Annotated in this window: 21 protein-coding genes; 15 read left to right on the forward strand and 6 right to left on the reverse strand. The window is 63.2% G+C overall.

Going from position 1 to position 25,527, the window contains the following annotated elements:
- Positions 1-14: 14 nt before the first annotated feature.
- The gene (locus F3H98_RS13880; protein WP_149760741.1) at positions 15-830 is read right to left on the reverse strand and encodes an SDR family oxidoreductase; all 816 of its coding nucleotides are present in this window, start codon (positions 828-830) and stop codon (positions 15-17) included.
- A 147-nt stretch (positions 831-977) separates the two neighbouring features.
- On the opposite strand from F3H98_RS13880, the gene F3H98_RS13885 reads away from it, so the two are divergent.
- The 10 genes from F3H98_RS13885 (at position 978) to F3H98_RS13930 (ending at position 11,793) form a co-directional block, all read left to right on the forward strand.
- Positions 978-1,616, forward strand: coding sequence for a TetR/AcrR family transcriptional regulator (locus F3H98_RS13885; protein WP_188130422.1), 639 nt, complete (start codon positions 978-980; stop codon positions 1,614-1,616).
- Positions 1,613-2,851, forward strand: coding sequence for an acyl-CoA dehydrogenase family protein (locus tag F3H98_RS13890; RefSeq protein WP_149760743.1), 1,239 nt, complete (start codon positions 1,613-1,615; stop codon positions 2,849-2,851). The genes F3H98_RS13885 and F3H98_RS13890 overlap by 4 nt, the downstream gene beginning before the upstream one ends.
- A 7-nt stretch (positions 2,852-2,858) precedes the next feature.
- A complete protein-coding gene (locus F3H98_RS13895) occupies positions 2,859-3,827 on the forward strand; it encodes an NADPH:quinone oxidoreductase family protein (RefSeq protein WP_149760744.1) in 969 nt (322 codons plus the stop codon).
- 15 nt (positions 3,828-3,842) lie between these two features.
- Positions 3,843-4,883: a zinc-binding dehydrogenase gene (locus F3H98_RS13900; RefSeq protein ID WP_149760745.1), complete on the forward strand. Its 1,041-nt coding sequence runs from the start codon at positions 3,843-3,845 to the stop codon at positions 4,881-4,883.
- Positions 4,884-4,976: 93 nt separating this feature from the next.
- Entirely contained in the window at positions 4,977-5,846 is an 870-nt protein-coding gene (locus F3H98_RS13905) for a branched-chain amino acid ABC transporter permease (protein WP_244621723.1), read from the forward strand.
- A gap of 7 nt (positions 5,847-5,853) precedes the next feature.
- Positions 5,854-6,954 (forward strand): branched-chain amino acid ABC transporter permease, encoded by a 1,101-nt coding sequence (locus tag F3H98_RS13910; protein WP_149760747.1) that lies wholly within the window; start codon positions 5,854-5,856, stop codon positions 6,952-6,954.
- Positions 6,951-7,736, forward strand: a complete 786-nt coding sequence (locus F3H98_RS13915; RefSeq protein WP_149760748.1) for an ABC transporter ATP-binding protein — start codon at positions 6,951-6,953, stop codon at positions 7,734-7,736. The genes F3H98_RS13910 and F3H98_RS13915 overlap by 4 nt, the downstream gene beginning before the upstream one ends.
- Positions 7,733-8,545: an ABC transporter ATP-binding protein gene (locus F3H98_RS13920; RefSeq protein ID WP_149760749.1), complete on the forward strand. Its 813-nt coding sequence runs from the start codon at positions 7,733-7,735 to the stop codon at positions 8,543-8,545. Before F3H98_RS13915 ends, F3H98_RS13920 begins: the two co-directional genes overlap by 4 nt.
- Positions 8,546-8,699: 154 nt before the next feature.
- Entirely contained in the window at positions 8,700-10,595 is a 1,896-nt protein-coding gene (locus F3H98_RS13925; protein ID WP_149760750.1) for an AMP-dependent synthetase/ligase, read from the forward strand.
- A gap of 34 nt (positions 10,596-10,629) precedes the next feature.
- A complete protein-coding gene (locus tag F3H98_RS13930) occupies positions 10,630-11,793 on the forward strand; it encodes an ABC transporter substrate-binding protein (RefSeq protein WP_149760751.1) in 1,164 nt (387 codons plus the stop codon).
- 144 nt (positions 11,794-11,937) lie between these two features.
- Here the strand turns inward: F3H98_RS13930 and F3H98_RS13935 are convergent, their stop codons facing one another.
- From F3H98_RS13935 to F3H98_RS13945, 3 genes are all read right to left on the reverse strand, one after another.
- Complete coding sequence (locus tag F3H98_RS13935; RefSeq protein WP_149760752.1) at positions 11,938-15,069, reverse strand: efflux RND transporter permease subunit; 3,132 nt, start codon at positions 15,067-15,069, stop codon at positions 11,938-11,940.
- A 10-nt stretch (positions 15,070-15,079) separates the two neighbouring features.
- On the reverse strand, positions 15,080-16,240 hold the full coding sequence (locus F3H98_RS13940) for an efflux RND transporter periplasmic adaptor subunit (RefSeq protein ID WP_149760753.1): 1,161 nt from the start codon (positions 16,238-16,240) through the stop codon (positions 15,080-15,082).
- A 234-nt stretch (positions 16,241-16,474) separates the two neighbouring features.
- Entirely contained in the window at positions 16,475-17,386 is a 912-nt protein-coding gene (locus tag F3H98_RS13945; protein ID WP_342211611.1) for a LysR substrate-binding domain-containing protein, read from the reverse strand.
- Between the two features lie 86 nt (positions 17,387-17,472).
- Between F3H98_RS13945 and F3H98_RS31080 the strand changes: the two genes are divergently transcribed.
- Both F3H98_RS31080 and F3H98_RS13950 read left to right on the forward strand, forming a co-directional pair.
- Positions 17,473-17,637 (forward strand): hypothetical protein, encoded by a 165-nt coding sequence (locus F3H98_RS31080; protein WP_188130423.1) that lies wholly within the window; start codon positions 17,473-17,475, stop codon positions 17,635-17,637.
- 230 nt (positions 17,638-17,867) lie between these two features.
- On the forward strand, positions 17,868-18,521 hold the full coding sequence (locus F3H98_RS13950; protein ID WP_149760754.1) for a glutathione S-transferase family protein: 654 nt from the start codon (positions 17,868-17,870) through the stop codon (positions 18,519-18,521).
- A 15-nt stretch (positions 18,522-18,536) separates the two neighbouring features.
- Here F3H98_RS13950 and F3H98_RS13955 read toward each other — a convergent pair whose 3' ends face one another.
- The gene (locus F3H98_RS13955) at positions 18,537-20,771 is read right to left on the reverse strand and encodes an adenylate/guanylate cyclase domain-containing protein (RefSeq protein ID WP_149760755.1); all 2,235 of its coding nucleotides are present in this window, start codon (positions 20,769-20,771) and stop codon (positions 18,537-18,539) included.
- A 335-nt stretch (positions 20,772-21,106) separates the two neighbouring features.
- Here F3H98_RS13955 and F3H98_RS13965 point away from each other — a divergent pair, with 335 nt between their 5' ends.
- Positions 21,107-22,018: an agmatinase gene (locus F3H98_RS13965; RefSeq protein WP_149760756.1), complete on the forward strand. Its 912-nt coding sequence runs from the start codon at positions 21,107-21,109 to the stop codon at positions 22,016-22,018.
- Positions 22,019-22,042: 24 nt separating this feature from the next.
- Here F3H98_RS13965 and F3H98_RS13970 read toward each other — a convergent pair whose 3' ends face one another.
- Positions 22,043-22,867, reverse strand: coding sequence for a MurR/RpiR family transcriptional regulator (locus tag F3H98_RS13970; RefSeq protein WP_149760757.1), 825 nt, complete (start codon positions 22,865-22,867; stop codon positions 22,043-22,045).
- A 179-nt stretch (positions 22,868-23,046) separates the two neighbouring features.
- On the opposite strand from F3H98_RS13970, the gene F3H98_RS13975 reads away from it, so the two are divergent.
- Both F3H98_RS13975 and F3H98_RS13980 read left to right on the forward strand, forming a co-directional pair.
- Positions 23,047-23,874, forward strand: a complete 828-nt coding sequence (locus F3H98_RS13975; RefSeq protein WP_149760758.1) for an N-formylglutamate amidohydrolase — start codon at positions 23,047-23,049, stop codon at positions 23,872-23,874.
- Between the two features lie 17 nt (positions 23,875-23,891).
- On the forward strand, positions 23,892-25,454 hold the full coding sequence (locus F3H98_RS13980) for an amino acid permease (protein WP_149760759.1): 1,563 nt from the start codon (positions 23,892-23,894) through the stop codon (positions 25,452-25,454).
- Positions 25,455-25,527 lie beyond the last annotated feature (73 nt).

Consider the following 25,527-nt stretch of genomic DNA (forward strand, 5'->3'; position numbering starts at 1 on the left):
CCGTTACCCGCACATCACTCCTTGAAGAGCGTCATGCCGTGCTGCACCGATTGGCCACCGTCGATGGGAAGAATGGCTCCCGTGACGTAGCTCCCAGCCCGGCTGCACAGATACAATGTTGCGCCGGCGATGTCACCCGGCGCGCCAATCCGGCCGATCGGAACATGGCTGGCGACCCGTTCCGCCTTTTCCTCCGTGCCGGTGGCAAACGCAGTCATGCGGCTCTGGAACGGGCCGGGTGCGAAGGCATTGACGGTGATGCCCCGCTTGGCGAATTCGCCGGCCAGCGTGCGTGTCAGATGGTGAACGGCGGCCTTAGAAGCGGTGTAGGAATAGGCATCGTCGGCCAGCGGCTGCGTGCCCATCACCGAGCCGAGATTGATCACCCGCGCCGGGTCCGCGTCGCTGGCAGCCTTCTCCAGCAATGGCAGAAGCTCACGTGTGAGATGGAAAACCGCAGTGACGTTGACGTTCATCACCTTGGACCAGGCGTGGTAGGGAAAGCTTTCGAGCGGCTCGCCCCAGGAAACGCCGGCGTTGTTGATCAGTATGTTCAGCCGGTCGGTGCGGTTCTTCACCTCGCCGACGAGTGCCGCGATGCCCGCTTCCGAACTGACGTCGCCGGCGAAACCTTCGGCCTTGCCCGGCGCGCCGAGCGCGTTCAACTCGGCCGCGACCCTCTCGCAATCGGCGCCCTTGCGAGAGGCGATCATGACATCGGCGCCAGCCTGGACCAGAGCCGTCGCTGCCATCCGGCCGATGCCGGTAGCGGCCCCAGTGACCAGCGCCCTTTTGCCGGCGACGGAAAACAATTCGTCCAGATAGGTCATCGATCCTCCCTGCTGCGGACTTTTGGATTGGAGCCGCATTGACAACATACCCGGTAGTATGTTCACCATTTGACGGTCCGTAAAGGCCTGATCGCGGCAGCCATGAAGCAGATCGGGAAGGAAGCTGGACAGGGAGGTCGCAGTGGCATGACGCTGAGCGTCAGGGAGCACGTTGCCGACGATTCACGCTCCGACATTCTGTTCGTGGCGGCGGAATGCTTTATGGAGCGTGGCTACAATGCCACCTCGATAGACGATGTGGCGCGCCGCCTCGGCGCCACCAAAGGCCGCATCTACCACTATTTCCCGTCCAAGGCCGATCTGTTCGCAGGCGTCTTCCGGTTCGGCATGGACCGCATCTTCGCGGCGGTCGAGCCGTACAGGAATATGCCGGGGCCGGCGGCTGAGCGCTGGAAGAAACTGGCGTTCATCCATACTGTCCGGATGATGAAATCGAAGACGCTCGCCAAGGTGGTCTGGGAGGGCGTCGAAATGCACCTGCGCGGGGCGACGACGCCGCAGCAGCGCATCGAACTCGATGGCCTGATACGCTATCGCAATGGCTATTCGGACATCTTCCGGGAAACGATCGCCCAGGCGCGCGAAGAAGGCGACTTCCATTTCGCCGACCTCGGCATCACCGTGCAGGCCATGTTCATGGCGCTGAACTCGCCGATGTTCTGGTATGTGCCGCGCCCCGGCGAAACCGACGAGGACATCCATAACATCGCCAACCAGATCGTTGCCTTCGCCCATCGCGGCCTCGGCGGCAAGGAGGAAACGTGACCGAGATGGACCTGGGCATGACCGAACGGCTTAAGCCGATCCATGAACGGGTCAGCCGGATGGTCAGCGAGGAGATCCTGCCGCTCGACGAGGAGTTCCTGGCGGAGGTCGGCGCCGGCGATGATCGTTGGACCTACACTCCGCGGCAGACCGAAATCCTCGAAGGGCTGAAGGCAAAGGCGCGCGAGCGGGGCCTTTGGAATTTCTGGCTGACCGGTTCGGAACGCGGCTACGGCCTTTCGACCGTCGAATACGCCTACCTCGCCGAGGAGATGGGCAAGGCGCATCTGGGTGCGGAAACCTTCAACTGCTCGGCGCCGGACACCGGCAACATGGAAGTGCTCGAGCGATACGGTTCGCAGGATCACAAGAAACGCTGGCTGGAGCCTCTGCTCGAAGGAAAGATCCGCTCGGCCTATCTGATGACCGAGCCTGATGTCGCCTCCTCCGATGCAACCAACATCTCCCTGCGTTGCGAGCGCGACGGCGACGACTATGTGCTGAACGGCGAGAAATGGTGGGCGTCGGGTGCGGGCGATCCGCGCTGCGCCATCTATATCGTCATGGTGAAAACCGGCACCGGCGAGGCCAAGCACAAGCAGCACTCCATGATCCTGGTGCCGGCTGACGCAAAGGGTGTGAAGAAGCTTCGCGCCATGAAGGTCTATGGCGACGACGACGCGCCGCACGGCCATCTGCATATCCGCTTCGAAAACGTCCGCGTGCCGGCCTCGAATCTCATTCTCGGCGAGGGCAGGGGCTTCGAGATCGCGCAGGGCAGGCTTGGGCCCGGACGCATCCATCATTGCATGCGCGCCATCGGCCAGGCCGAAAAGGCGCTGGAGATGATGTGCACGCGCTCGATGCGCCGCGAGGCGTTCGGCAAGCCGCTGGCGCAGCTCGGCGCCAATTTCGACATCATCGCCGAGTGCCGCATGGAAATCGAGATGGCGAGGCTGCTCTGCCTGAAGGCGGCCTGGATGATCGACCAGGGCGATGCGCGGGCGGCCGCTCCCTGGATCAGCCAGATCAAGGTGGTGGCGCCGCGCGTCGCGCTCAAGGTCACCGACGAGGCGGTGCAGATGTTCGGCGCGCAAGGCATCAGCCAGGACACGCCGCTGGCGCGCGCGTGGACGCATCTGAGGACGCTGCGGCTCGCCGACGGGCCGGATGCCGTGCACCGCCGCCAGATCGCCCGCGCGGAACTGAAGAAATACACGCAGGAACAGGTATGATCCCCGCATGAAGGCCATCGTCGCCCGCGACTTCGCCCCCATCGATCGGCTCGACTATGCCGACTGGCCGGAACCCGAGGCGACGGGCGATACAGTGGTGATCCAGGCCGAGGCGATCGGGGTGAACTTTCCCGACGGATTGCTTGTCCAGGGCCTTTACCAGATGAAACCGCCGGTGCCCTTCGTGCCCGGCATGGAAGTCGCCGGCAGGGTGACGGCGATCGGTCCGGGCGTGAAAGCCATCAGGGTTGGCGATCGTGTCGCCGCGCTCTCCACCTACGGCAGCTACGCCGAGAAGGTCGGCGCTCCCGAGGCGACGGTGATGAAGCTGCCGGACGCAATCGGCGCCGCCGACGCCTGCGCGCTGATCTGCGGCTACGGTACCTCGCATCATGCCCTGAAACAGCGGGCGCAATTGCAGCCCGGCGAGACGCTCTGCGTGCTCGGCGCTTCAGGCGCCACCGGCATTGCCGCCGTGCAGATCGGCAAGGCGATGGGCGCAACCGTCATCGCGGTCGCCTCGACAGAAGAAAAGCGCACCGTTGCCAGGGGCGCGGGCGCCGATACGGTGCTTGGCTACGACAACCTCAAGGAAGAACTGAAGACCGTCACCGCAGGCAAGGGTGTCGACGTGGCGTTCGACCCGGTCGGCGGCGACGCCTTCGATGCGCTGTCGCGGTCGATGGCCTGGAACGGCCGCCTGCTGGTGGTTGGTTTCGCTTCCGGAACGATCCCGAAATTCCCGGTCAATCTGTCGCTGGTCAAGGGGTTCAGCGTCGTCGGCGTGTTCTGGGGAGCCTTCACCCAGAAGGAACCGCAGGTCTACGCCGCGAACATGAAAGAACTGATCGGATGGTACAGCGCCGGCAAGGTCAGGCCTGTCATCGAGGGGACCTATCCGCTGGCCGATGCCGCGAGCGTGCTTGCCCGTGTGATCGGGCGCGGCGCTTCAGGTAAGCTGATCCTGAAACCCTGACCCGGAGACGTGACGATGGCAATCCCGGCCGAAATGAAGGCGCTTCTCCAGACCAACGACGGCTATGCGGCCAAACCTTCCGGCAGCGTACTGGAGGCGATGGAACCCTATGTCGAGCCGGGCGTCGTGGCGGTTCCGAAACCCAAGCCGACGCAACTCCTCATCAAGGTCAGCCTCGCCTCGATCAACCCGTCCGACGTGATGTTCGTCAAGGGCATGTACGGCCAGCCACGCCAGAAAGGCCAGCCGGCCGGTTTCGAGGGCGTCGGCACCGTGGTGGCGACCGGCGACGAGCCGCTGGCCAGGAGCTTCGCCGACAAGCGGGTCGCCTTCGCCACCGGCGTCACCGGCTGGGGCTCGTGGGCTGAATACGCCGTAGCCGAAGCCCCCGCCTGCATCGCCCTCATCGACACGGTCCGCGACGAGGACGGCGCGGCCATGATCGTCAATCCGTTGACCGCGCTCGCCATGTTCGGCATCGTCAAGGACGAGGGCGAGAAGGCCTTCATCGTGACGGCCGGCGCCAGCCAGCTCTGCAAGCTGATCATCGCGCTTGCCAAGGAGGAGGGGTTCCGGCCGATCGCCATCGTGCGGCGCGACGACCAGATTCCGCTGCTCAAGGAACTCGGCGCAGCACATGTGCTGAATTCCGAGGCCGCCGATTTCAGGACCAGCCTCAAGGAAACCGTCAAGGCCGAGCAGCCGCGCATCTTCCTCGATGCGATGACCGGGCCGCTGGCCGCGGGAATCTTCCACGTCATGCCGAAACGTTCGCGCTGGATCATCTATGGCCGGCTCGATCCGTCGACAACGCCGATCCTGGAGCCCGGGCAACTCATCTTCCAGCAGAAGGTCATCGAAGGCTTCTGGCTGCCGGTCTGGATGCGCCAATCGCCGGAGCGTCGCGAGTGGGCGGAGATGGAAGCGCAGAAGCGGTTTTCGGACGGGCGCTGGACAACCGATGTGACGGCGGTGGTGCCGCTGTCGAAAGCAATGAGCGAAACCCCAGCAGCGCTCGCAAAACCAAACGGAAAGGTTTTCATCAAGCCGGATTGAAGTCGGCGTTGATTTGAATGAGGTTCACAATCATTAGTCGGCAAAGAAACGACAGAAGATTGTGATGAAAATAGGAGGAGGACACCTTTGGATGTGTTGCAGCTGGTCGTCAGCGGCCTGGCCAATGGTTGCGTTTACGGGCTTATCGCGCTCGGCTTCGTGCTGATCTACAAGGCGACCGAAGCGGTGAATTTCGCCCAGGGCGACTTCATGATGCTCGGCGCCTTCATCACCGTCGGGCTGACCAACCAGGCCTGGCTCGGCCTGCCGTTCTGGCTTTCGGTGCCGCTTGCCGTGTTCATCATGGGCGTGTTCGGTTACCTGCTCGATCTCATCGTGTTGCGCCGCATGTTCGGCCAGTCGCAGATCGCCGTCGTCATCCTCACCATCGCGCTGGGTTTCGTGCTGCGTTTCGTCGCCGGCGCCATCTGGGGTCATGAGACGGTGTCACTGGAATCGCCGATCGCCGGCAAGGAGCTGCGTTTCGGCGGCGTTGTGCTCGGCCTCGACGAGGTGGCGGTCATCGTCGTCACCGTGCTTTTGACCATCATCCTCTATTTTTACTTCAACCGGACCAAACTCGGCATCGCCATGCAGGCCGCGTCGCAGAACCAGCTGGCGGCCTACTACATGGGCATTCCGGTGAAGCGCGTGCATTCGCTGATCTGGGCGCTGGCGGGCGCGGTCGCGGCGATCGCGGGCGTGCTGTTCGCCTCGAAAGGCACCATCGATCCCTCGGCCGGGCTGCTCGGCATCAAGGCGTTCGCCGCGGCGGTGATCGGCGGTTTCGGCAGCCTGCCCGGTGCGCTGCTCGGCGGCGTCATCGTCGGGCTGATCGAGCCGTTTGCGTCGCGTTACATCGCCGCCGGCTATTCGCAGATCATGCCCTACCTGTTGCTGTTCCTAATCCTTGTGTTCCGGCCACACGGCATCCTCGCCCAGGTCCATCGGAAGAAGGTGTGAGGCGGCGATGCGGACAGTTTTCAAGACTTCCTACGACGCCGACATCAACCTCTTTCGCGACAGTGTGCAGGCCGCATGGTATCTGGCGCTGCTGGCGCTGGCGCTCGTCCTGCCGCTGCTGCTCGATGTCTTCATGCTTGGCGAAGTCACCAACATGCTGATCTGGGCCGTTGCCGGCATGGGGCTGATGATCCTCGTCGGCCAGAGCGGCCAGGCAAGCCTCGGCCACGCCGCCTTCCTGGCGATCGGCTGCTACGCCAACGTGCTTCTGCAGGAACGGCTCGGCCTGCCGTTCATCGTGTCGTTTCCGCTGGCCGGCCTGATCGCCGGCTTCGCCGGCGTCCTGCTGGCCATCCCGACGGCGCGGCTGCACGGCATCTATCTCGCCATTGCGACGCTGGCCATCGCCATCCTGACCGACGATGTCATCGTGCTTGCCGAGCCGTTGACCGGCGGCGTCACCGGGCTTGTCACGCCGACAATCAACATCTTCGGGCTGGAGATCGACCGTTACGTGACGCCGGACCGCTTCTACTGGCTCGTGCTTGCCGTCGTGGTGCTGACAGTGCTCGCCTACCGCAACCTGCTGCGGGCGCCGCTCGGCAGGGCGTTCGCGGCGGTTCGCGACTCGGAGGTTTCGGCGCAGGCGATGGGCGTCAACGTTCCCCGCACCAAGGCCACCGCCTTCGGCATTTCCACCGCTATTACCGGCCTTGCCGGTGCGCTGATGGGGCATTTCGCAGGCGTCTTCAACAACGAGACATTCTCGATCATCATTTCGATCCAGCTTCTGCTGATGATCGTCATCGGCGGTCTCGGCTCGATCCACGGCGCCTTTTTCGGGGCCATCGTGGTGGCGCTGCTGCCGCAGGCGATCGCACTTTCCCGCGATTTCGTCGGCGGCCTGTTCGGCACCGGCTCGATGGCCATGCCGGGCCTAGACAGCGCTGTGTTCGGCGCCATCCTGATCCTGTTCATCCTGTTCGAGCCGATGGGCATCTACGGCCGCTGGGTGAAGATACGCACCTATTTCGAGCTGTTCCCGTTCTATCGCCGCGACATGTTCCGTCGCCAGAAGAGCTACCTGAAGACGGAGCGGCTGAGATGAGCCTTCTCGAGATCGACAACGTCACCTTGCGTTTCGGCGGCGTCGTTGCCGTCAACAAGGTGTCTTTCTCGGTCGAGGAGGGCGAGGTGTTCGCGCTGGTCGGGCCCAATGGCGCCGGTAAGTCGACCCTCTTCAACCTGGTCTCGCGCATCTACGATCCGGTCGAGGGCGACATCCGTTTCGACGGCAAGAGCATCCTCGACAAGGCGCCGCACGAGATGGCCCGCCTCGGCATTGCCCGCACCTTCCAGAACATCGAACTGTTCGAACAGGCGACGGTTCTGCAGAACCTGCTTGTCGGCCGCCACCGGCACCGCAAGAGCAACTTCGTCAACGAGCTTCTGTTTTCGCCGTTCGTGCGCGGCGAAGAACGCCGCCACCGCGATGCGGTGGAGAAGGTGATCGATTTCCTCGACCTCCAGGCCTACCGCGACAAATACATCGCCGGACTGCCATACGGCGTGCGCAAGGTGGTCGAGATGGGCCGTGCGCTGGCCATCGAGCCGCGCCTGCTGCTGCTCGACGAGCCCGCATCCGGCCTCTCGGTTGAGGAAACCCAGGACGTCGCCTTCTGGGTGGAGGACATCAAGACCCAGATGGGCATCACCGTCCTGATGGTCGAGCACGACATGCATCTCGTCTCGGCGGTTTCCGACCGGGTGTTGGCGCTGGCCGACGGCAAGGCGCTGGCCCTCGGCACCGCGCAGGAGGTGCAGAACCATCCGAAAGTCATCGAGGCTTATATCGGCGTTTCCGATCCGCATCAGAAGGTGGTGACATGACGGCGCTGGAAGACATCCTGGCGCTGCCGGAGCCGGTTCCCGCGCCGGTGCTGGCGGTGAAGAATCTCGAAAGTTACTACGGTCCGATCATGGCGATCCGCGGCGTCAGCCTGGAGGTCCGCGAAGGCCAGATCGTCACCGTGCTCGGCGCCAACGGCGCCGGCAAGACAACGCTGATGAAGACGATCTCCGGCGTCATGAACCCGCAGAAGGGCAATATCTTCTACGGCAACGACGACATCGCCGGCGCCGATCCGGACAAGGTGGTGCGGGCCGGGATCGTGCATGTGCCGGAGGGCCGCGAGGTGTTTCCGCTGCTCACCGTCGAGGAAAATTTGGGGATGGGCGCCTTCGTGCGGTCGGATGCCGATGGCATCCGCGCCGACCAGGAGATGGTCTATTCCTATTTTCCGATCCTTGCCGAACGCCGTCGCCAGGCGGCAGGCACGTTGTCGGGCGGGCAGCAGCAGATGCTGGCAATCGGCCGCGGGCTGATGGCGCGGCCGAAGCTGATGCTGCTCGACGAGCCTAGCCTCGGCCTGTCGCCGCTGCTGGTGAAGGAGATATTCGCAATCATCCGCAGGTTGAACCGCGAGCAGGGCGTCACCATGATGCTGGTCGAGCAGAATGCACGCGTCGCGCTGGAGGTCGCCGATTACGGTTACGTGATGGAACTTGGCCGCATCGTCATGGCCGACGACGCCCAACGGCTGCTGCAATCGAAGGACGTCCAGGAATTCTATCTCGGGGTGCAGGAACAGTCGCAGCGCGGCCAGAAGCGCTGGAAGCAGAGGAAGACCTGGCGATGAAACAGTTTCGTGAAGTTGCCCCTCACCCCAGCCCTCTCCCCGTGAAGAAGGAGAGGGGGGCGTCGACGTTGCGGCCAGCCTCCTTCTCTCCGCAGGCGGGGAGAAGGTCCCGGCAGGGGGATGAGGGGCAAGCAAAAGCCGCAGGGAGGATCGCATGAACACAGCCGCCATGCCCGCCCAGAGAGTTGTCGACGGCTACAGCATCAACGCCAATCTGTCCGAGGGGCCGTTCTTCTTCGACGGTTGCGATACGCTGGTGAAGCTGTTTCGCCAGCGCTGCCAGGAACTCGGCCCCAGGATTGCGCATCGCGAGAAGGATTACGGCATCTGGCTGGCTTACTCGTGGAGCGATTTCTACGAACACGCGCGGCTGATCGGCCTCGGCCTCGCCGCGCTCGGGCTGAAGCGCGGCGAGGTTGTCTCGATCCTTTCGGAAGACAACAAGGAATGGATCTACACCGACCTCGGCGTACAGTCGGTCGGCGGCATCGCATCGGGTGTCTACACCACGGATTCGGCCAGCCAGCTCCGCTATCTCGTCAACGATTCCGATAGCCGTTTCCTGTTCGTCGAGAACGACGAGCAGCTCGACAAATACCTCTCGGTCAAGGCCGACATGCCTGGACTTGCCAGGGTCATCGTCTACGACCGCGACGGCCTGCATGGGTTTTCCGACGACAAGGTGATCTTCCTCGACGATCTCTACAGGATCGGGCGTGATTTCCTGAAAGCGAACCCCAACCGGTTCGAGGAGGAAATCGCGAAATCGCGGCCCGAAGACACCGCCATCCTCGTCTATACCTCCGGCACTACCGGGCCGCCGAAAGGCGCCATGATCAGCCATGCAAACATCATGTGTTCGATCACCGGTGCGCTGTTGACGCTGCCGGTCAAGGAAAACGAGGAACAGGTCTGCTTCCTGCCGCTCTGCCATATCCTGGAACGGCTGATCACCGTGTTCGAGCCGATCGGGCTGAAGTCGACGGTCAATTTCGCCGAAAGCCCGGAAACGGTCTTCGACAACGTGCGGGAAGTCAGCCCGCATGTCTTCACGGCGGTGCCGCGCGTCTGGGAGAAGATCTATTCGCGGGTCACCATCATGGCTGGAGATTCCACGCGGTTCGGCCGCTGGGCCTACCGCCAGGCCGTCGCCGCCGGAAAGAAACGCGCCGGCCACCTGGAGAATGGCGAAAAGGTGCCGCTGGCGACGGCCGCAGCCTATGCCTTCTGGGATTTCGCGGTGTTGAAGAATTTGCGCCGGATGCTCGGTCTCGATCGCCTGCGGCGCGGCACCACCGGTGCAGCACCCATCTCTCCGGATCTTCTGCGCTGGTACCGGGCGATCGGCGTCACCGTGCTCGAAGGCTACGGCATGACCGAAAGCTCCGGCGTGATCTCGCTGAACCTGATGGACGACTACAAGACCGGCAGCATCGGCAAGCCGGTGCCCGGCGGCGAGGTGCGGATCGCCCCAGACGGCGAAATCCAGTACCGCGGCGGCAACGTCTTCAAGGGCTACTGGAACAAGCCCGAAAAGACCGGGGAGACGATCGTCGACGGGTGGCTCAGGACCGGCGATCTCGGCCGTATCGACAACCAGGGGTTCCTTACGATCACCGGGCGCGCCAAGGACATCATCATCTGCTCCGGCGGCAAGAACGTCAGCCCGAGCGAGATCGAGAACCGGCTCAAATTCTCGCCCTATATCTCCGACGCCGTCATCATCGGCGACAGGCGCAAATACCTCACCTGCCTGGTCATGATCGACCAGGAGAATGTCGAGAAATTCGCGCAGGACCGGCGCGTGCCGTTCTCCAACTTCAAGTCGCTGTGCGCGGCGCGCGAAGTGCGCGAACTGATCGGCGGCGTGGTAGAAGAGGCCAATCGCGAATTCGCACGGGTAGAGCAGATCAAGGATTTCCGGCTGATCGACGTGCTGCTTACCGCCGAGGACGACGAACTGACCGCGACCATGAAGCTGAAGCGCAGCTTCGTCGAGCAGAAGCACAAGGGACTTATCGAGGAAATGTACGGCCAGCCGGCGCGCTGACGTACCGGGAGCGAAAATCAGGGAGGAATGTGAAATGGCATCAATGATTGCGAAATCGATCCTTGCATTGGGGCTGGCGGCAGGTCTGGCCTCGACCGCCCTTGCACAAACGCAAGGGGTCACCGACACCGAAGTGGTGATCGGCTCGAATGCCGACCTGTCCGGTCCGTTCGCCGGCTTCAGCGTGCCGGCCATGAAGGCCGCGCAACAGGTGTTCGACGAGGTCAACGCCAAGGGCGGCGTGCACGGACGCAAGATCAAGCTGATCGTCGAGGACCACGGCTATCAGGTGCCGAAGGCGATGCAGGCTTTCAACAAGCTGATCAACTCGGACAAGATCTTTGTCTCGTTCATGACGCTCGGCACGCCGATCAACATCGCCGGTTTCAAGCTTCAGGAGCCGAAGGGCATCGTGAACTTCCTGCCGCTCACGGCGGCCCGTCAGATGGTGGAGGAGCCGATCGCGCTGCGCTTCACCGGCTTCTCTTCCTATTATGACCAGACCCGCGCCGCGGTTAAGTACCTCGCCAAGGAAAAGGGCGCCAAGGAAGTCTGCGCCATGTACCTGCCAACCGATTTCGGCAAGGAAATGGAAGAGGGCGCCAAGAAAGGGGCCGAGGAGGCCGGCATCGCCTTCAAGGCGGAGACCACGCACAAGGTCGACGAAGCCGATTTCATCGGTTCGCTGACCAAGCTCAAGGAAGAGGGCTGCGACGTCATCGGCGTGGCGCTCGGCGTCCGGCAGGTCATCACCGTGATCGGCACGGCCAAGAAGATGGGCTGGAACGACGTGACGATCTTCGGCACGTCCGCGTCTTTCCACACGGCGATCGCCAAGGTTCCTGGCGGCGTCACCGACGGCTTCTACGCGGCCGCAGGCTGGTCCGACCTCGAAGCGCGCATGGGCAATCCGGCGGTGAAGGGTTTCGTCGAGAGCTATAAGGCGGAATTCAAGGAAGATCCCTCCACCGGCGCCTTGCTCGGCCGCTCCGCCGCCGAAACCTTCGTGAAGGCGCTGGACGCCGCCGGCAAGGATTTGACGTCGGAATCCTTCGTCAAAGGACTGGAATCACTGAAATTCCGTGACGAGATCGCGGATGTCGATGTCGATTTCAGCGCCACCGACCATCAGGGCGGCAATGCCATCCTGATTTCGAAGATCGAAGGCGGCTCCTGGAAGGAAGTGGCGCGCGAATAGCCGCTACAGCTGATCCTCCCTCGTGAAGCGGGGAGGGGGACAACGCGAAGCGTGGTGGAGGGGCAGTTGCGATCGCTCCGCGCGGCTCACTCCACCAGCATCGCTTCGCTCGGCGCCCCGTCAACGGATAGTGGCCCGAGTGCTTTATTCGGCCGGCTCCACCTTGGTATAGGCGGCCTCTTCCAGTTCGCGCTTCAGCCGCGCCTGCTCCTCGATCTTCGGCGTGATGAAGCGGCCGAGCAGCAGGTAGGCGACCGGCGTCAGGAAAAGCGTCGAGACGGTGGCGAGGCCGAGACCGCCGACGATCACCCAGCCGAGCGCGATGCGGGCTTCCGCGCCGGCGCCCGAGGCCAGCACCAGCGGCAGGCCACCCAGCACCGTGCAGATCATCGTCATCATCACCGGACGCAGGCGTATGTTGGAGGCTTCCTCGATGGCCTGCCGGACTCCGAAACCGCGGTCGCGCAACTGGTTGGCGAACTCGACGATCAGGATGCCGTTCTTGGCCATGACGCCGACAAGAAGCACCAGGCCGATCTGGCTGTAGGCGTTCAGGCTGGTGCCGGTCAGGATCAGGGCGAAGATCGCGCAGGCCAGGCCGAGCGGCACGGTCGCCATGATGATGATCGCGCTGACGAAGCTCTCGAACTGCGCGGCGAGCACCAGGAGGATGATGACCAGCGCGAAGCCGAAGATGGCGATCATGCCGCTGTTGGTTTCGCCCAGCGTCGCCGCTTCGGCGAGCGGCACGATTCGGGCGCCGGGTGGCAGGAGCGGCGTGGCGATCGTTTCGGCGGCCGACATCGCGTCGCCAAGCGCGAAATCTTCCCGCAGGGTCGAGGTGATGGCCACCGACGGCTGCTGCTGCTCGCGTGTCAGCGAGGGCGGCACCGCGCGCTCGGTCAGTTTGGCGATCGTCGACATCGGCACGTAGCGGCCGTCGCCCGTCTTGATGAAGACGTTTTCGAGGTCGGTCGGATCGTTGATCGGGTTGCTGGTGGAAACCAGCTTCACGCCGTAGGCGCGGTCGGCGATATAGACATCGCCGATGTCGTTGCCGTCCAGCATGGCCTGCATGGTGGCGGCAAGCCCGGTGATGTCGATGCCGAGGTCGGAGGCGCGGGCCCTGTCGATCTCCACGGCAAGCTGCGGCTGCGTCGGATCGACCGACAGGCGTGGCTGAAGGAAGCGCGGATCGTCCTGCATCTGGTCGATGATCTTCAGCGCCGCGTCGCTCAGCGCCTTGCGGTCGTTGCCGACCAGCGCAAACTGCAGGCCGTTGCCGGCGCCGCGGATGCCCAGGCTGTTGGGCTGGATCGGGAAGACGCGCACGCTCGGCACCTGCCGGACGAGCCGGGTTATCTCGGCGGTGATCTCCTGCTGGCTGCGCTCGCGCTTGTCCCATGGCGCCAGCGTCACCACCATGAAGCCGGAATTGTAGGAGCCGTTGTTGCCGGCGTTTTCGAACGTGCTTTCGATCTCGCCGGAATCGCGCAGCGGCCGGATCAGTTCCTCGATGCGGCGCATCTGCTGCGTGGTGTAGTCTAGGCTGACGCCCTGCGGCGCGTTGATGCGCAAAAGCACGACGGAGCGGTCTTCCGTTGGCGTCAGTTCCTGCCTGATCGTACCGAAGAGCGCGAAGGCGGTGCCTGCAAACAGTACGGCGACCAAAACGACGATCACCGGCGCGTCGAGGCAGGCATGCAGGCAGCGCCGGTACAGGCGGCCGAGCGCGCCGCCGATCCTTGAGCCGATGCCGCCCTGGCCCTCATGGTGGAGCGAGGCGTCCGTCAGCATGCGGGATGCGAGCATTGGGCACAAGGTCAGCGCCACCACGCAGGACAAAAGCACCGCCATGGCGAGCACGAAGCCGAATTCGCGAAACAGCCCGCCGGTCTGTCCGGGCAGGAAGGAAATCGGCACGAACACTGCGACCAGCGTCGCTGTCGTGGCAACGACGGCGAAAAAGACTTCCTCCGCACCGAGCACGGCCGCGGCGCGGGGGCCCATGCCCTCGTTGCGCCGCCGCACGATGTTTTCCAGCACCACGATGGCGTCGTCGACCACCAGGCCCGTGGCCAGCACCAGCGCCAGCAGCGTGAGGATGTTGACGGAAAAGCCCACCAGGTAGATCGCCGCGACAGTGCCGATCATCGCCACCGGCATGGCAAGCGCCGGGATGAGGGTGGCGCGCCAGTCGAGCAGGAAGACGTAGATGACGATCAGCACGATGGTGACCGAGAGGCCGATTGCGATCTCCACCTCGTGGACGGCGCCCTCGACGAACACCGCATCGTCGCTGGTCACCTTGATGGTCATGCCTTCCGGCATGCCTTGCTGGATCTTGGTGACCGCTGCCCTGACGCCTTCGGAAATGTCGAGCGTGTTGGACTCGGCGGCCCGCACGATGCCGATGCCGATGCCGATCTTTCCGTCGGAGCGCAGCGAGGTCTGGCCGATGTCGGGGCCGAGCGTCACCGTGGCCACATCGCGAATGTAGGTGGTGCCGGAAATGATGATGTTTTCGAATTCTTCCGGCGTCGTCACATCGGCGGTGGTGCGCACGATGAGATCCTGATCGCTGGTGGTGATCGATCCGGCCGGGCTGTCGAAGGCCACCGAGGCCAGCGCCCGGCGCAAGTCAGCGACGGTGAGGCCATGGCTGGCCAGCTTGCCCTGGTTGACGTCGATCCGGAATATCTTCTCGCGGTTGCCGTAGATCTGGACGTCTGCCACCCCCGGCACCGCTGCCAGCGTGTCGTCGACCTGGTCTTCCACGAATACGGTCAGATCCTCGATCGGCATGGTTGTCGAGGTCACGGCAAGCCGCATCACGGGATCGGAATTGGCGTCAGCCTTGACGATGCGCGGCGGGTCTGCCTCCTCGGGAAGCTGTGCGGTGACGCGGCCGACCGCGTCGCGCACATCGGAAGCGGCAACATTCAGGTCGACGCCGTCGTTGAACTCGATGGTGACGCGGCTGCGCCCGAAGGACGAACTGGAGGAGATCGACTTGACGCCGGACACGCGGGCGACCGCGCCCTCGATGGTGTCGGTCAGTTCGCGGTCGACGGTTTCGGCCGCGGCGCCTTGAAAGTCGGTATTGACGGTGATGACGGCGCGGTCGACATCGGGCAGTTCGCGGATCTCGACACCGTAGAAGGCGGCAAGGCCGGCGACCGCGATCAGAACGTTGAGCACGAAGGCCAGCACCGGCCGGCGTATGAACAGCGCCGTCAGGCCGGTCTCGCTGCTTTTGCCGTTGAATTCGGTCATGGGAGGCCCGTCACGATCCGCCGGTTTCGGGGCCTTGCGGCGCCTCGCTGCCGGCGATGCGGACATCGCTGCCCTCGCGCACGCTCTGCACGCCCTCGGTCACCACGATGTCGCCGCTGGTGATCGGTGCGTCCACCAGCACGTCTTCGGTGTTGCGCTGGACGATGCGCACGGGAACGCGCTTGGCCTTGCCGTCTTCGACCGCCCAGATGAAGGCGCCGTCGGCGCCCCACTGGATCGCCAGCGGGCTGACGGCGGGGTAGGTGTCGCCGGGAAACCGCATTGTCACCTGAAACGACATGCCGGCGCGCAGCGAATCGGCTGGATTGGCGATCTTCGCCTGCACCCAGAGCGTGCGGCTCTTGGCGTCGATGCGGTTGTCGACCGCCGAAATCGAGCCGGTGAAGGCTTCGTTCGGGTTGGCCAGCGAGCGTGCCTGCAACTCCGTGCCGATCTTGACCGCCGAAGCGAAACGTTCGGGCGCCCAGAAATCGACAAGGATCGAGGAACGGTCGTCGATGGTGGCGACCGCCGACTGGCTGGTGACATAGTTGCCGGCCTCGATGGGCAGGATGCCGACGACCCCGGCGATCGGCGCGATGATCGAACGGCGTTCCAGCGCGACCTGCGCGTCGTGGATCGACAGGTCGGCGTTGCGCAGCGCAAGTTCCGCTTCTGTCAGCTGCACGGCTGTTGCGGTGGAGGATGCCCGCAGCGCGCGGAAGCGCTCGACCTTGGCCGCGGCATCGTCGCGGGCAATCTTGGCGCGTTCCAGCGCGATTTCTTCCGTATCCGAATCGAGCCTGGCAAGAACCTGGCCTTTTTCGACGCGCGCGCCGGACTGCACCAGAAATTCCGTGAGGCGGCCTGATGTGTAGGGATTGACCGTAACGGTGGCGTTGGCGCGGCCGGTGCCGATCGCCTGCAGGCGGTCGTTGATCGTGGCGGAGCCGACCGGGGCGGTCACCACGATGGTGGGCTGGATGCCGCGGCCCTGGCCTTGCCGGGTGCTCTGCGTCGTGTTGCCGTCGGCCGCCGGCGTCGCCGCATAGGCCCAATCGATGCCCCAGCGGGCGAGAATTTCCTGAGCGCCCGGAAAGAACGATGCCCATCCGACGAATGCGGCCAGCACAATGGCAATCGAAAGAGCGATCTGTTTCCAGGCAGACATTCAGTACTCCGGGTCAAAGAAACGTTTCGGTCCGGTTTGCGGACGAGGCAAAACGCAAACCCGGTGTCAAGCACCGGCAGTCCCTATACGGCCTTTATGACAATTCTCCCGGCCGTGCGCACTTACTTTAACATTAAATCTCCGTAACGTGATCAGCCCGCTTAAAGGGGGTGGCGGGCGGCCTGGTGGTCCGATCCAGCACCGCATGCCCATGGCAGCGAAATGACAAGCTTGTCAGCTACGCTGCTCCGTTGCGCTCGCCAACTCCTGCACGATCCAATCCGCAAAAGCCTTTGCCGGTCGGCTGAGGCGTCGGAAATCCGGCGCCACCAGCCAATAGGCCCCATCGGGCACTTCAATCTCGAAGGGGCGTACCAGGGTTCCAAGCCGAATATCCTCGCCGTCCAGGACAAGATCGCAAAGCGCGACACCGTGGCCGAGCTTCGCGGCGTGAATGGCTTGCGCCGCGACAGGATAAACGGGGCCCTTCTGCGACGCGAAGTCCGGCAGTCCGGCCGCCTGGAACCACGTTGCCCAGTATTTCCGGTCATACTCGTGCAGCAGCGTGTAGTGGCGCAGGTCCACGGGTGAGCCAAGCGGCGGACCGGATGCGAGCAAGCCCGGGGCGAGGACAGGTGTTGTCCGGCAGTCGAAGAGGTGCCGTGCCTCGGTCCGCCGCCAGGTTCGCGCTACCGCTCCAAAGCGAATTGCCAGTTCTGCCTCGTGGGTTCGGAATTCCACCAGCCGCACGTCCGCCTCGACCGCTATATCGACGTCAGGGTGCTGCTCACGGAACCGGTGGAGGCGCGGAACCAGCCATCCGGCTGCAAATGATGGTTCGACGCTGATCCGAAGCTCGGCCTGGGCCGGCTCGGCGATGATCTGCGATAGCCGCCGATCGAGATCGTCGAAGCTGGCGGTCAACGGTTCCAAGAGAAACCGGCCTGCTTCGGTCAGAACGACCCCCCGATGCAGGCGTTCGAACAGCGGCTTGCCGATGAAGGCTTCCAATTCGCGGATCTGCCTGCTGATCGCGGCCTGCGACACGAACAGTTCTTCCGCGGCGCGGCTGAAGCTCAGCAGGCGGCCAGCGACCTCAAAGCTTCGCATCGCCGTCAACGGCAGACGTCCGCGCTTCATGGACATAACCCTGCGTTATCCGAACTGGACGCTAAACTCGTTTGAAGCGCGTGACCAGTGGAGGCCTAATCTCTCCAGCAAGGAGACGAGCCATGTCGGACTTCGAGGACATCTTCGCGGACGTAGTTCGCATCGTGACCTTTCAACCGCGCGAGGCCCGTATGCGCTATCGGCCCCCAGAGTGGGACGAGAGGTTGCAGGCGCCCGAAAGAAAGAACGCTCACGATCGACGCCGCACCGATCGTTCGCTGGACTAGTCTGGAAGCACGACTGAAGGATTTCTGGTCCTTCGCCGGTAACGGCCGCGCGGAAGGCCGGATCGCGAAATCCCATGTCCAGAGAAAACGACGTAAGTTGTCGGGAGCAGCGCTGGTCGTTCGTCCTTCTGGATGAAAAGCGCAACAACCGGACACCTAGCCATGAGAAAGTTCGTCGCAATCACGCACCTCATCCCAGGCAGCGTCATGCAATCACGCGGGGCCTTCCGATGACCCCCACCATCACAGCCTTCGAACGGTCGCCCGACCGCGGCAAGGGGCAGGCGCGCGACATGCGTGTTCGCTGGGCGCTCGAGGAAGTGGGCCAGCCTTACGAGGTTCGGCTTGTTTCGTTCCGCGAGATGAAGAAACCTGCGCATCGTGCGCTTCAACCTTTCGGACAGATTCCGACCTATGAAGAAGGCGATCTCGCGCTGTTCGAGTCGGGGGCGATCGTGTTCCACATCGCTGAGCGCCATGCGGGCCTGTTGCCAGACGATGCGAATGCCCGGGCGCGCGCCATCGCATGGATGTTTGCCGCGCTTAACACGGTGGAGCCGCCAATCGTCGAGCTCGAACAGGCGCCGTATGCGGAACGCGACAAGCCCTGGTACGAGGAGCGCCTGCCTATCCTCAAGGATCGCATCCGTGGCCGGCTGGACGAACTTTCCCGTCGGCTTGGCGATGCCGACTGGCTCGACGGCGCGTTCAGCGCCGGCGACCTGATGATGGTGATGGTGCTGCGCAGGCTCTACGGATCAAGGATACTGGAGGAGTATCCGAACCTCTCCGCCTATGTCGCGCGCGGCGAAGCGCGTCCGGCCTTCAAGCGTGCTTTCGATGCACAATTGGCGGTTTTCACCGGCGCATCGACCGGCCGGTGAGAGCATTCTGGAAGCTTACTTGACGACCGAAAATTCGTACTGGGTCCAGCGGTGCACCGCCTTGTATTCGTCATGTTGACCCGGCGTCCTCATCGGATTGCGGAAGATCGCCCCGCAGCTTGTCAACTCGCCCGGGAAGGATTTGCACAGGAAGCTGCCTTGCACCCAAGCTGTTCCGGAGTGTTTCTCGCTTCCTAGGGTTTGATCGAGCGTGCCGTCCGCCGAAATTGTGCGCTGCATCGGCAAGAACTTGGGGAATACCATTTTTCCACGCGTTTCATGGCCGAAAAGGAGAGATCTAATTTCCTCCCCCGTGAGTCTGTCCTTCGGGTTCATGCCCGCATTTGCAAATGCAGGCAGATCCGGCACGCCTGCCTTGGTGAGGCCGGCCAGGAGGCGTTCGGTATCGGCCGTGTTCTTGAATACCATGAAGTCTTGAGGGATCAACTGGTTCGGCTCCTGGTCCTGTCTTTGTGCGAGAACCTTTTTGAACTTTTCCAGGGCTGAAGCTGCTTGCTCGGTGCGCCCCAAATGAGCATAAGCCGAGACAAGTATCTGCAGAGCATAGAATTTCGCCCAAGGCTCGGGCGATTCAAAGTCCATGCTCTCGATGGTGCGAACCGCGTCGTCGAACTTTTCCTGGCCGAACTCCGCCAGCCCCGCCTGATAGCGCCGGTAGTTCACCCAGGAGTGCGGGTCGACGCGAGCAGCCGCATCGAGGTAGCTCAGCGCTTCCTTAGGCCTGCCGTTGAAATTCAAGGCATTGGCGAGGGTGAGATAATTCCAGGGATCGCTGGGGTCGAGCGCCACTGATTTCAGAAGAACGGTGACAGCTTCGTCTGAGTTGTGCTCTCGGACCATCAACTCGGCGACGAGTTGGTAATAGCCCGTCGAAGGATGCCGCGACGCGGTATCGAGCGTTTCGTGGACCTTGCTGTAAGCCTCGTCTATCGAAAGTCCCATCACCACGGCCCGGGTGGTATCCGCGTCCCAGTAGGCCCAGGCCAGTTGGGCATGCGCCGCGCCGAAATCCGGATCGATCTTAACTGCGCGCTTGAGGTGTTCTACCGCCTGGGCAAACTCATCGGGCGTGTTCTCGCGATTGTAGATATCCAGCGCCTTCAGATAGGCATCATATGCTTCCGGATTGCTCGTGCCTCCGGCGCGGGCTGGCACCTCGCCGCTGAAGAGGCGAAGCTTGAGCGCCCCGGCAATACTGCCCACGACCTTGTCCTGCAGCGCGAACACATCCGTCCACTGGCCGTCGAAACGCTCGGCCCACAGGTGTCCGGACGTCGAGCCGTCGATCAGCTGCGCGTTGATGCGCATGTCGTCTCCGACCCGGCGGATCGAGCCTTCGAGCAGGTACCGCACGCCCAATGCCTTGGCAATTTCCTCCGGCTTCGTTGCCTTGTCCTTGTAGGCGAAGGCCGCGTTGCGGGAGACGACGAAAAGGCCGGGCACGCGCGCCAGCTCGGTCGTCAGATCCTCGGTAAAGCCGTTGGCGAGATACTCCTGTTCCGCGTCGTCGCTGAGATTGTCAAACGGCAGCACAACGAGAGACGGCCGGACATCCACCGCCTCGCTGGCAGCAGGGGCGGCAGGTTGTGCAGGTCTCTCCCAAGGCTGCCACCATGCCGCGACAAGGCCGAGGGCCAGGACGAGGACAGCCGCCGCGACCGGAAAACGCCAGGCGCGCGGCTGGCGCGCCTTGGAGGTCAGGCGCTCCGCACGGGAATCAAGCACCACGCGATAGGCCTGAACCGGTTCGGCGATGTTCTTGACCCTCTGCTCACCCATCGGCTCGAAGGCGAACGCCAGTTTCCTCTCCACCTCCTTGGCAACTTTTCCCGACACGCAGATGCCGCCAGGTTCCGCCAGTTGCTGAAGCCTGGCGGCGATGTTGACTCCATCGCCATACCGGTCGTCGCCATCGACGATCACCTCGCCGAGGTTGATGCCGATCCGCACCAGGATCTGTTCTGCTTCGGAAAGCGAGGCGTTGCGTTCGGATAGGCCGCGCTGCAGCGACACTGCACATTCGACGCCATCGACGACGCTGCCGAATTCGGCCAGCATCCCATCGCCCATGAGCTTGAAGATATGTCCGTGGTGGCGGGCAATTTCAGGTTCGAACAGTTCCCTGCGTCCGGCACGAAGACGCTCGAAGGTACCGGCCTCGTCGCGCTCCATCTGAGCCGAATAGCCCACTACATCTGCGGCTAGAATCGCGGAAAGCTTGCGGTCCATTGTTGGCCTGGCCCCCAAGGGATCATAGTATTGCTTGTTCTGAAAAGAAACAGACCTCACCAGCACTAGTAAACCGCTTTCTTTCGTGCCGTTTTATTGACGGCTGATACGGCAACGTTTGACCAATGTCGTTATTCACTACATCGAGACATTCGAGCTTGCCTGCCGGTTCACCGCGCAACCTGGTCGAACGGTTCTTCAACAATATCAAACAACAATATCAAACAATGTCGGCGGATCGCGACGCGCCGCGACGAGATCGCTGCCAATTACCTTGCCTTTGTCCAGCTCGCGTCGATACGATCGTGGTTGCGCGTTAATAGGGCCATCAAGAAATGACCGCCTCGCCTCCGTTTCTCGGCTTTCCCGATCGCCTCGCCGATGGCCGCGTGCCATGTGCGGTGATCTTCGGAGCCGGCCACGCCAGTACCTATCCCGGCCAGGACAGCACCGGCTATACCCTGGCCGCCGACGCGATCCGCGCCGCCAGCCAATTCGATGCCGGGCTCGTCGAGCACTGGGACTTCGATCTCGGCGGCCCGCTGTTCGACAGCAAGCCTGTATCCTGCATCGACGTCGGCGACATCCCGACCACCATGCATGACAATGCAGGCAACCGGACCCGTATCGAGACGAAGACGCGCGAAATCCTGACATTGCCGGCCGTGCCGATCCTGCTCGGCGGCGACGATTCGGTGGTCATTCCCTTCCTCGCTGGCTTTGCGGATCACGGGCCGGTCTGGATCCTGCAGATCGACGCTCATATCGACTGGCGCGACGAGGTGCATGGCGAACGCCACGGCTATTCGAGCCCGATGCGCCGGGCGAGCGAGATGGCGCATGTCGCCGGCATGGTGCAGGTCGGCCTGCGCAGCGTCGGCAGCGCGCGTCTCGCCGAAATCGAAGCGGCGCGGCACTACGGCAGCCGCTTCGTGACCGCCCGCGAGGTTCACTCTCAGGGCGTTGAAGCCGCTCTGCGGCATGTTCCGGAAGGCGCGCGGGTTGTAGTCACCCTCGATTGCGACGGAGTTGATCCCGGCATTATGCCGGGTGTGGCGGCGCGTACGCCCGGCGGCCTCACCTACACGCAGGTCATCGACCTGATCGCAGGTGTCAGCAGGCGGGGCAGGATCGTCGGGTTCGACCTTGTCGAGCTCTTTCCCCCCGCCGACGTTGACGGCCTGTCGGCCCAGACCGCCGCGCGCCTTGTCGTCAATGTTATAGGCGCCATCGCCCGGCAGGTTTGAAACCCCTGCTTCCTTCCCCTGCGATTACCGCAGGTTCTCCATCTCCCTTATCCGCTTGGCGCTGTCGGTTTCGAGCTGCCGGGTGATTTCGCCGATCAGCGTCTCGGCTGCGACGAACAGCGCCGCGGACGAATCCCAGGCCGACGGCACGGCGGTGCGCCCGGCGATGACATGGCGGGCGAAACGGGCAATCGGCGACAGCCACTGGTCGGTGAAAAGCACGATCTGAACGCCGCGCGTGTTGGCCTTCTCGGCGAAACGGATCAAGCTCTCCTGATAGCGGCGAATGTCGAAAATGACGAGAACGTCGCGCTTGCCCATGTCGATCAGGCGGTCGCGCCAGTTGCTTTCCTGGCCGGTGAGATGAAACACGTTGGGCCTGATGATGGCGAGGTGGGCCGCCGTGTAGCGGGCGATCGGGTCGGTGAAGCGGCCACCCACCAGGAAGGTTTTGGCGCGCTGGTTGGAGAGCAGCGTCGCGATGTCCGCCAGTTGCTTGTCCGAAATGTGCCGGAAGGTTTCGCGGATGTTTTCGAGCGTCGCCTCGAGTGCGGGCGAGATGCCGCGGGGCAGCGGCGCAGGTGAAACCGTGCGCGAGGCGGGAGACTGCAGCTGGGCCGCGAGTTCGTCCTTCAGCACGGACTGGAACTCCGGATAGTTCTGGAAGCCGAGACGGGCGACGAAGCGCAGGATGGTCGGCGAGCTGACACCGGCCTGCGCCGAGAAGTCGGCGACCGTCTTCAGCCCGACCAGCGGATAGTTGGCGACCAGCGTCTGAGCGGCGCGCCGCTCGCCGGCCGGCATGCTGTCGATCCTGTCGGCGATCAGCTCGGCGATGTTGCTGCCCATTCCTGCCCCCTGTGCCGGAGGATGACGGCGCAGGCCGGTTTCCCCCTTGTTTTTCACCTACGCGCCGGCGTTGGCCGAAAACGCGTTTGACAAACGATAATAAGGTGTATGAAATCATCCGCAACGGCGCAAAGACAGAAAAGACGTAACATACGTTACAGCGCCATGGGGACAGTGGGATGGAGAAGAAGCGGCTCGCACCGCACGATCCGTCGAGTTCGGTCCGGACGACGAACCGCAAGGGTCGCAGTCCGGTTGTTCTGGTTTGCGACCACGCCTCCAATTTCATCCCCGCGCAGTTCGGAACGCTCGGCCTCGATGACAGCGAACTAACGCGTCACATCGCCTGGGATCCGGGTGCTGCCCCGGTGGCGCGGCTGATGGCTGCCGCACTCGACGCGGTGCTCGTCGAATCGCAGGTTTCGCGGCTGGTGATCGACTGCAACCGGCCGCTCGACTCGCCGGACCTGATTTCGCCGCTCAGCGAAACCACCCCCATACCCGGCAATGCACAACTGTCGCCGGCCGAGCGGGCCGAGCGCATAGCGCTTGCCTACGAACCCTTCCATGCCGCGATCGAAGGCGTGGTCGCCGCAAGGCTTGCCGCCGGACGCGAAACCCAGCTGGTTTCGGTGCATTCCTTCACGCCGGTCTACAAGCAGGTACCGCGGCCCTGGCATATCGGCATCCTGCATGACGACGACACCCGCCTCTCGGCCCCGCTGATCGCCGCGCTCGAAGCGCGAGGCGGCATCGTGGTCGGCGACAACCAGCCCTATTCGCCTGCCGATCGCGTGTATTTTACGCTGGAGCGGCATGCACGTTCGCGCGGCTTGCCCTGCGCGATGATCGAGATCCGCAACGACGAAATAGCCGATGAAATCGGGCAGCGGAAATGGGCGGATCTGCTCACCGGCATTTTCTCCAAACTTGAACCCGAGCCGTTACCGAAGCCCTCGGCGACGTCGAAGGTGGGACAGGCAATCGAAGGCACCGTTCAGCAATAATAAAGGGGACACTCAAAATGGCAGCGCCTGTATACACAGAAACGGACAAGAGCGAGGACGTAAAAGTCCTCCATGGCATGGGCTATGCCCAGGAACTTTCGCGAAGCATGTCGCGCTTTTCCAATTTCGCGATCTCGTTTTCCATCATTTGCATCCTCTCAGGCGGCATCAATTCGTTCGCACAGGCAACCTCATCCATCGGCGGCGCGGGCGCCGGTATCGGTTGGATCGTAGGCTGTATCGTGTCGGGCTTTTTCGCGCTCGCCATGGCCCAGATCGCCTCGGCGTTTCCGACCGCGGGCGGCCTCTATCACTGGGCCTCGATCCTCGGCAACCGCTTTACCGGTTGGCTGACCGCCTGGCTTAATCTGCTCGGCCTGATCACTGTCATGGGCGCCATCAACATCGGCACGGCGTTCTTTTTCGTCGGCACCTTCGGCAGTGGCATGGGTCTTACCGGTACGGCGGGCGAGATCGTTACCATTGTCACGGTCATCACAATCGTCCAGGCGGCCTTCAATCACTTCGGCATCAGGCTTACCGCCATGCTGACCGACCTTTCCGGTTATCTGATCCTCGCCACGACGATCGTGCTGATCGTCCTGTGCCTGGTGTTCGCACCGGCGATCGACATTTCGCGTCTGTGGACCTTCACCAACTATTCGGGCGAAGCCGGCGGCAATGTCTTCCCGCAGTCGAACAGCATGCTCTACCTGTTCCTGCTTTGCCTGCTTCTGCCGGTCTACACGATCACCGGTTATGACGCCTCTGCCCACACGTCGGAAGAGACGATGAAGGCAGCGCATTCCGTGCCGTCGGCCATTGTTTCATCGGTGTTGTGGTCGGCGCTGTTCGGCTGGGCGATGCTCTGCGCGATCACACTGGCCATTCCGGACTTGGACGCCGGCGCAAAATCCGGCTGGGGCGTCTTCTTCGGTACGATGGACGCGATCATGCCAAGCGGGATCAAGACCGTGCTCTATTTCGCCATCCTCATCGCACAATTCCTGTGCGGGTTGGCGACCGTGACGTCCGCCTCGCGCATGCTGTTCGCCTTCTCGCGGGACGGCGGCATGCCGGTAGGCTCGGCCGCGCTGGCGAAGGTTTCGCCGCAATACCGCACGCCCGTAACGGCAATCTGGACCGCCGCGATCCTCGAGATCCTGTACGTGTTTCTGGCGCAATTCGTCTCGATCGGCGGCACCAACATCTACACCATCGTCGTGAACTCGACGCTGGTCTTCCTGTTCTTGTCGTTCACGATCCCGATCGTGTTGGGCATGATGACCTATGGAACCGAGAAATGGCCGAACCCCGGCCCGTGGGCGATGAGCGCCGGCCTTTTCAAGCTCGTCTGCGTCCTGTCGGTGATCGGCATGGCGGTCATCCTGTTCATCGCGGTGCAGCCGCCGAACGACAAGGTGCTGCCGATCACCATCGGCTTCCTGATCCTCACGGCGGTGCTATGGTTCGGCTTCGAGCGTCGCCGCTTCCAGGGCCCCCCGATCGGTGAGGAAATCGCCAGGCGCAAGGCGATCATCGCAGCCGCCGAGAAGGCGGTCGGCGAAACGGGTCGCTGAGCCACCGTTCATCCCTGCCGTGGCCGGCGTCACGCCGGCCACGGTGCGTTTAGATTGTCGACGACGACGAGAT

Origin of the sequence: Neomesorhizobium albiziae (assembly GCF_900114255.1) — a bacterium.
Lineage (GTDB): Bacteria > Pseudomonadota > Alphaproteobacteria > Rhizobiales > Rhizobiaceae > Neomesorhizobium > Neomesorhizobium albiziae.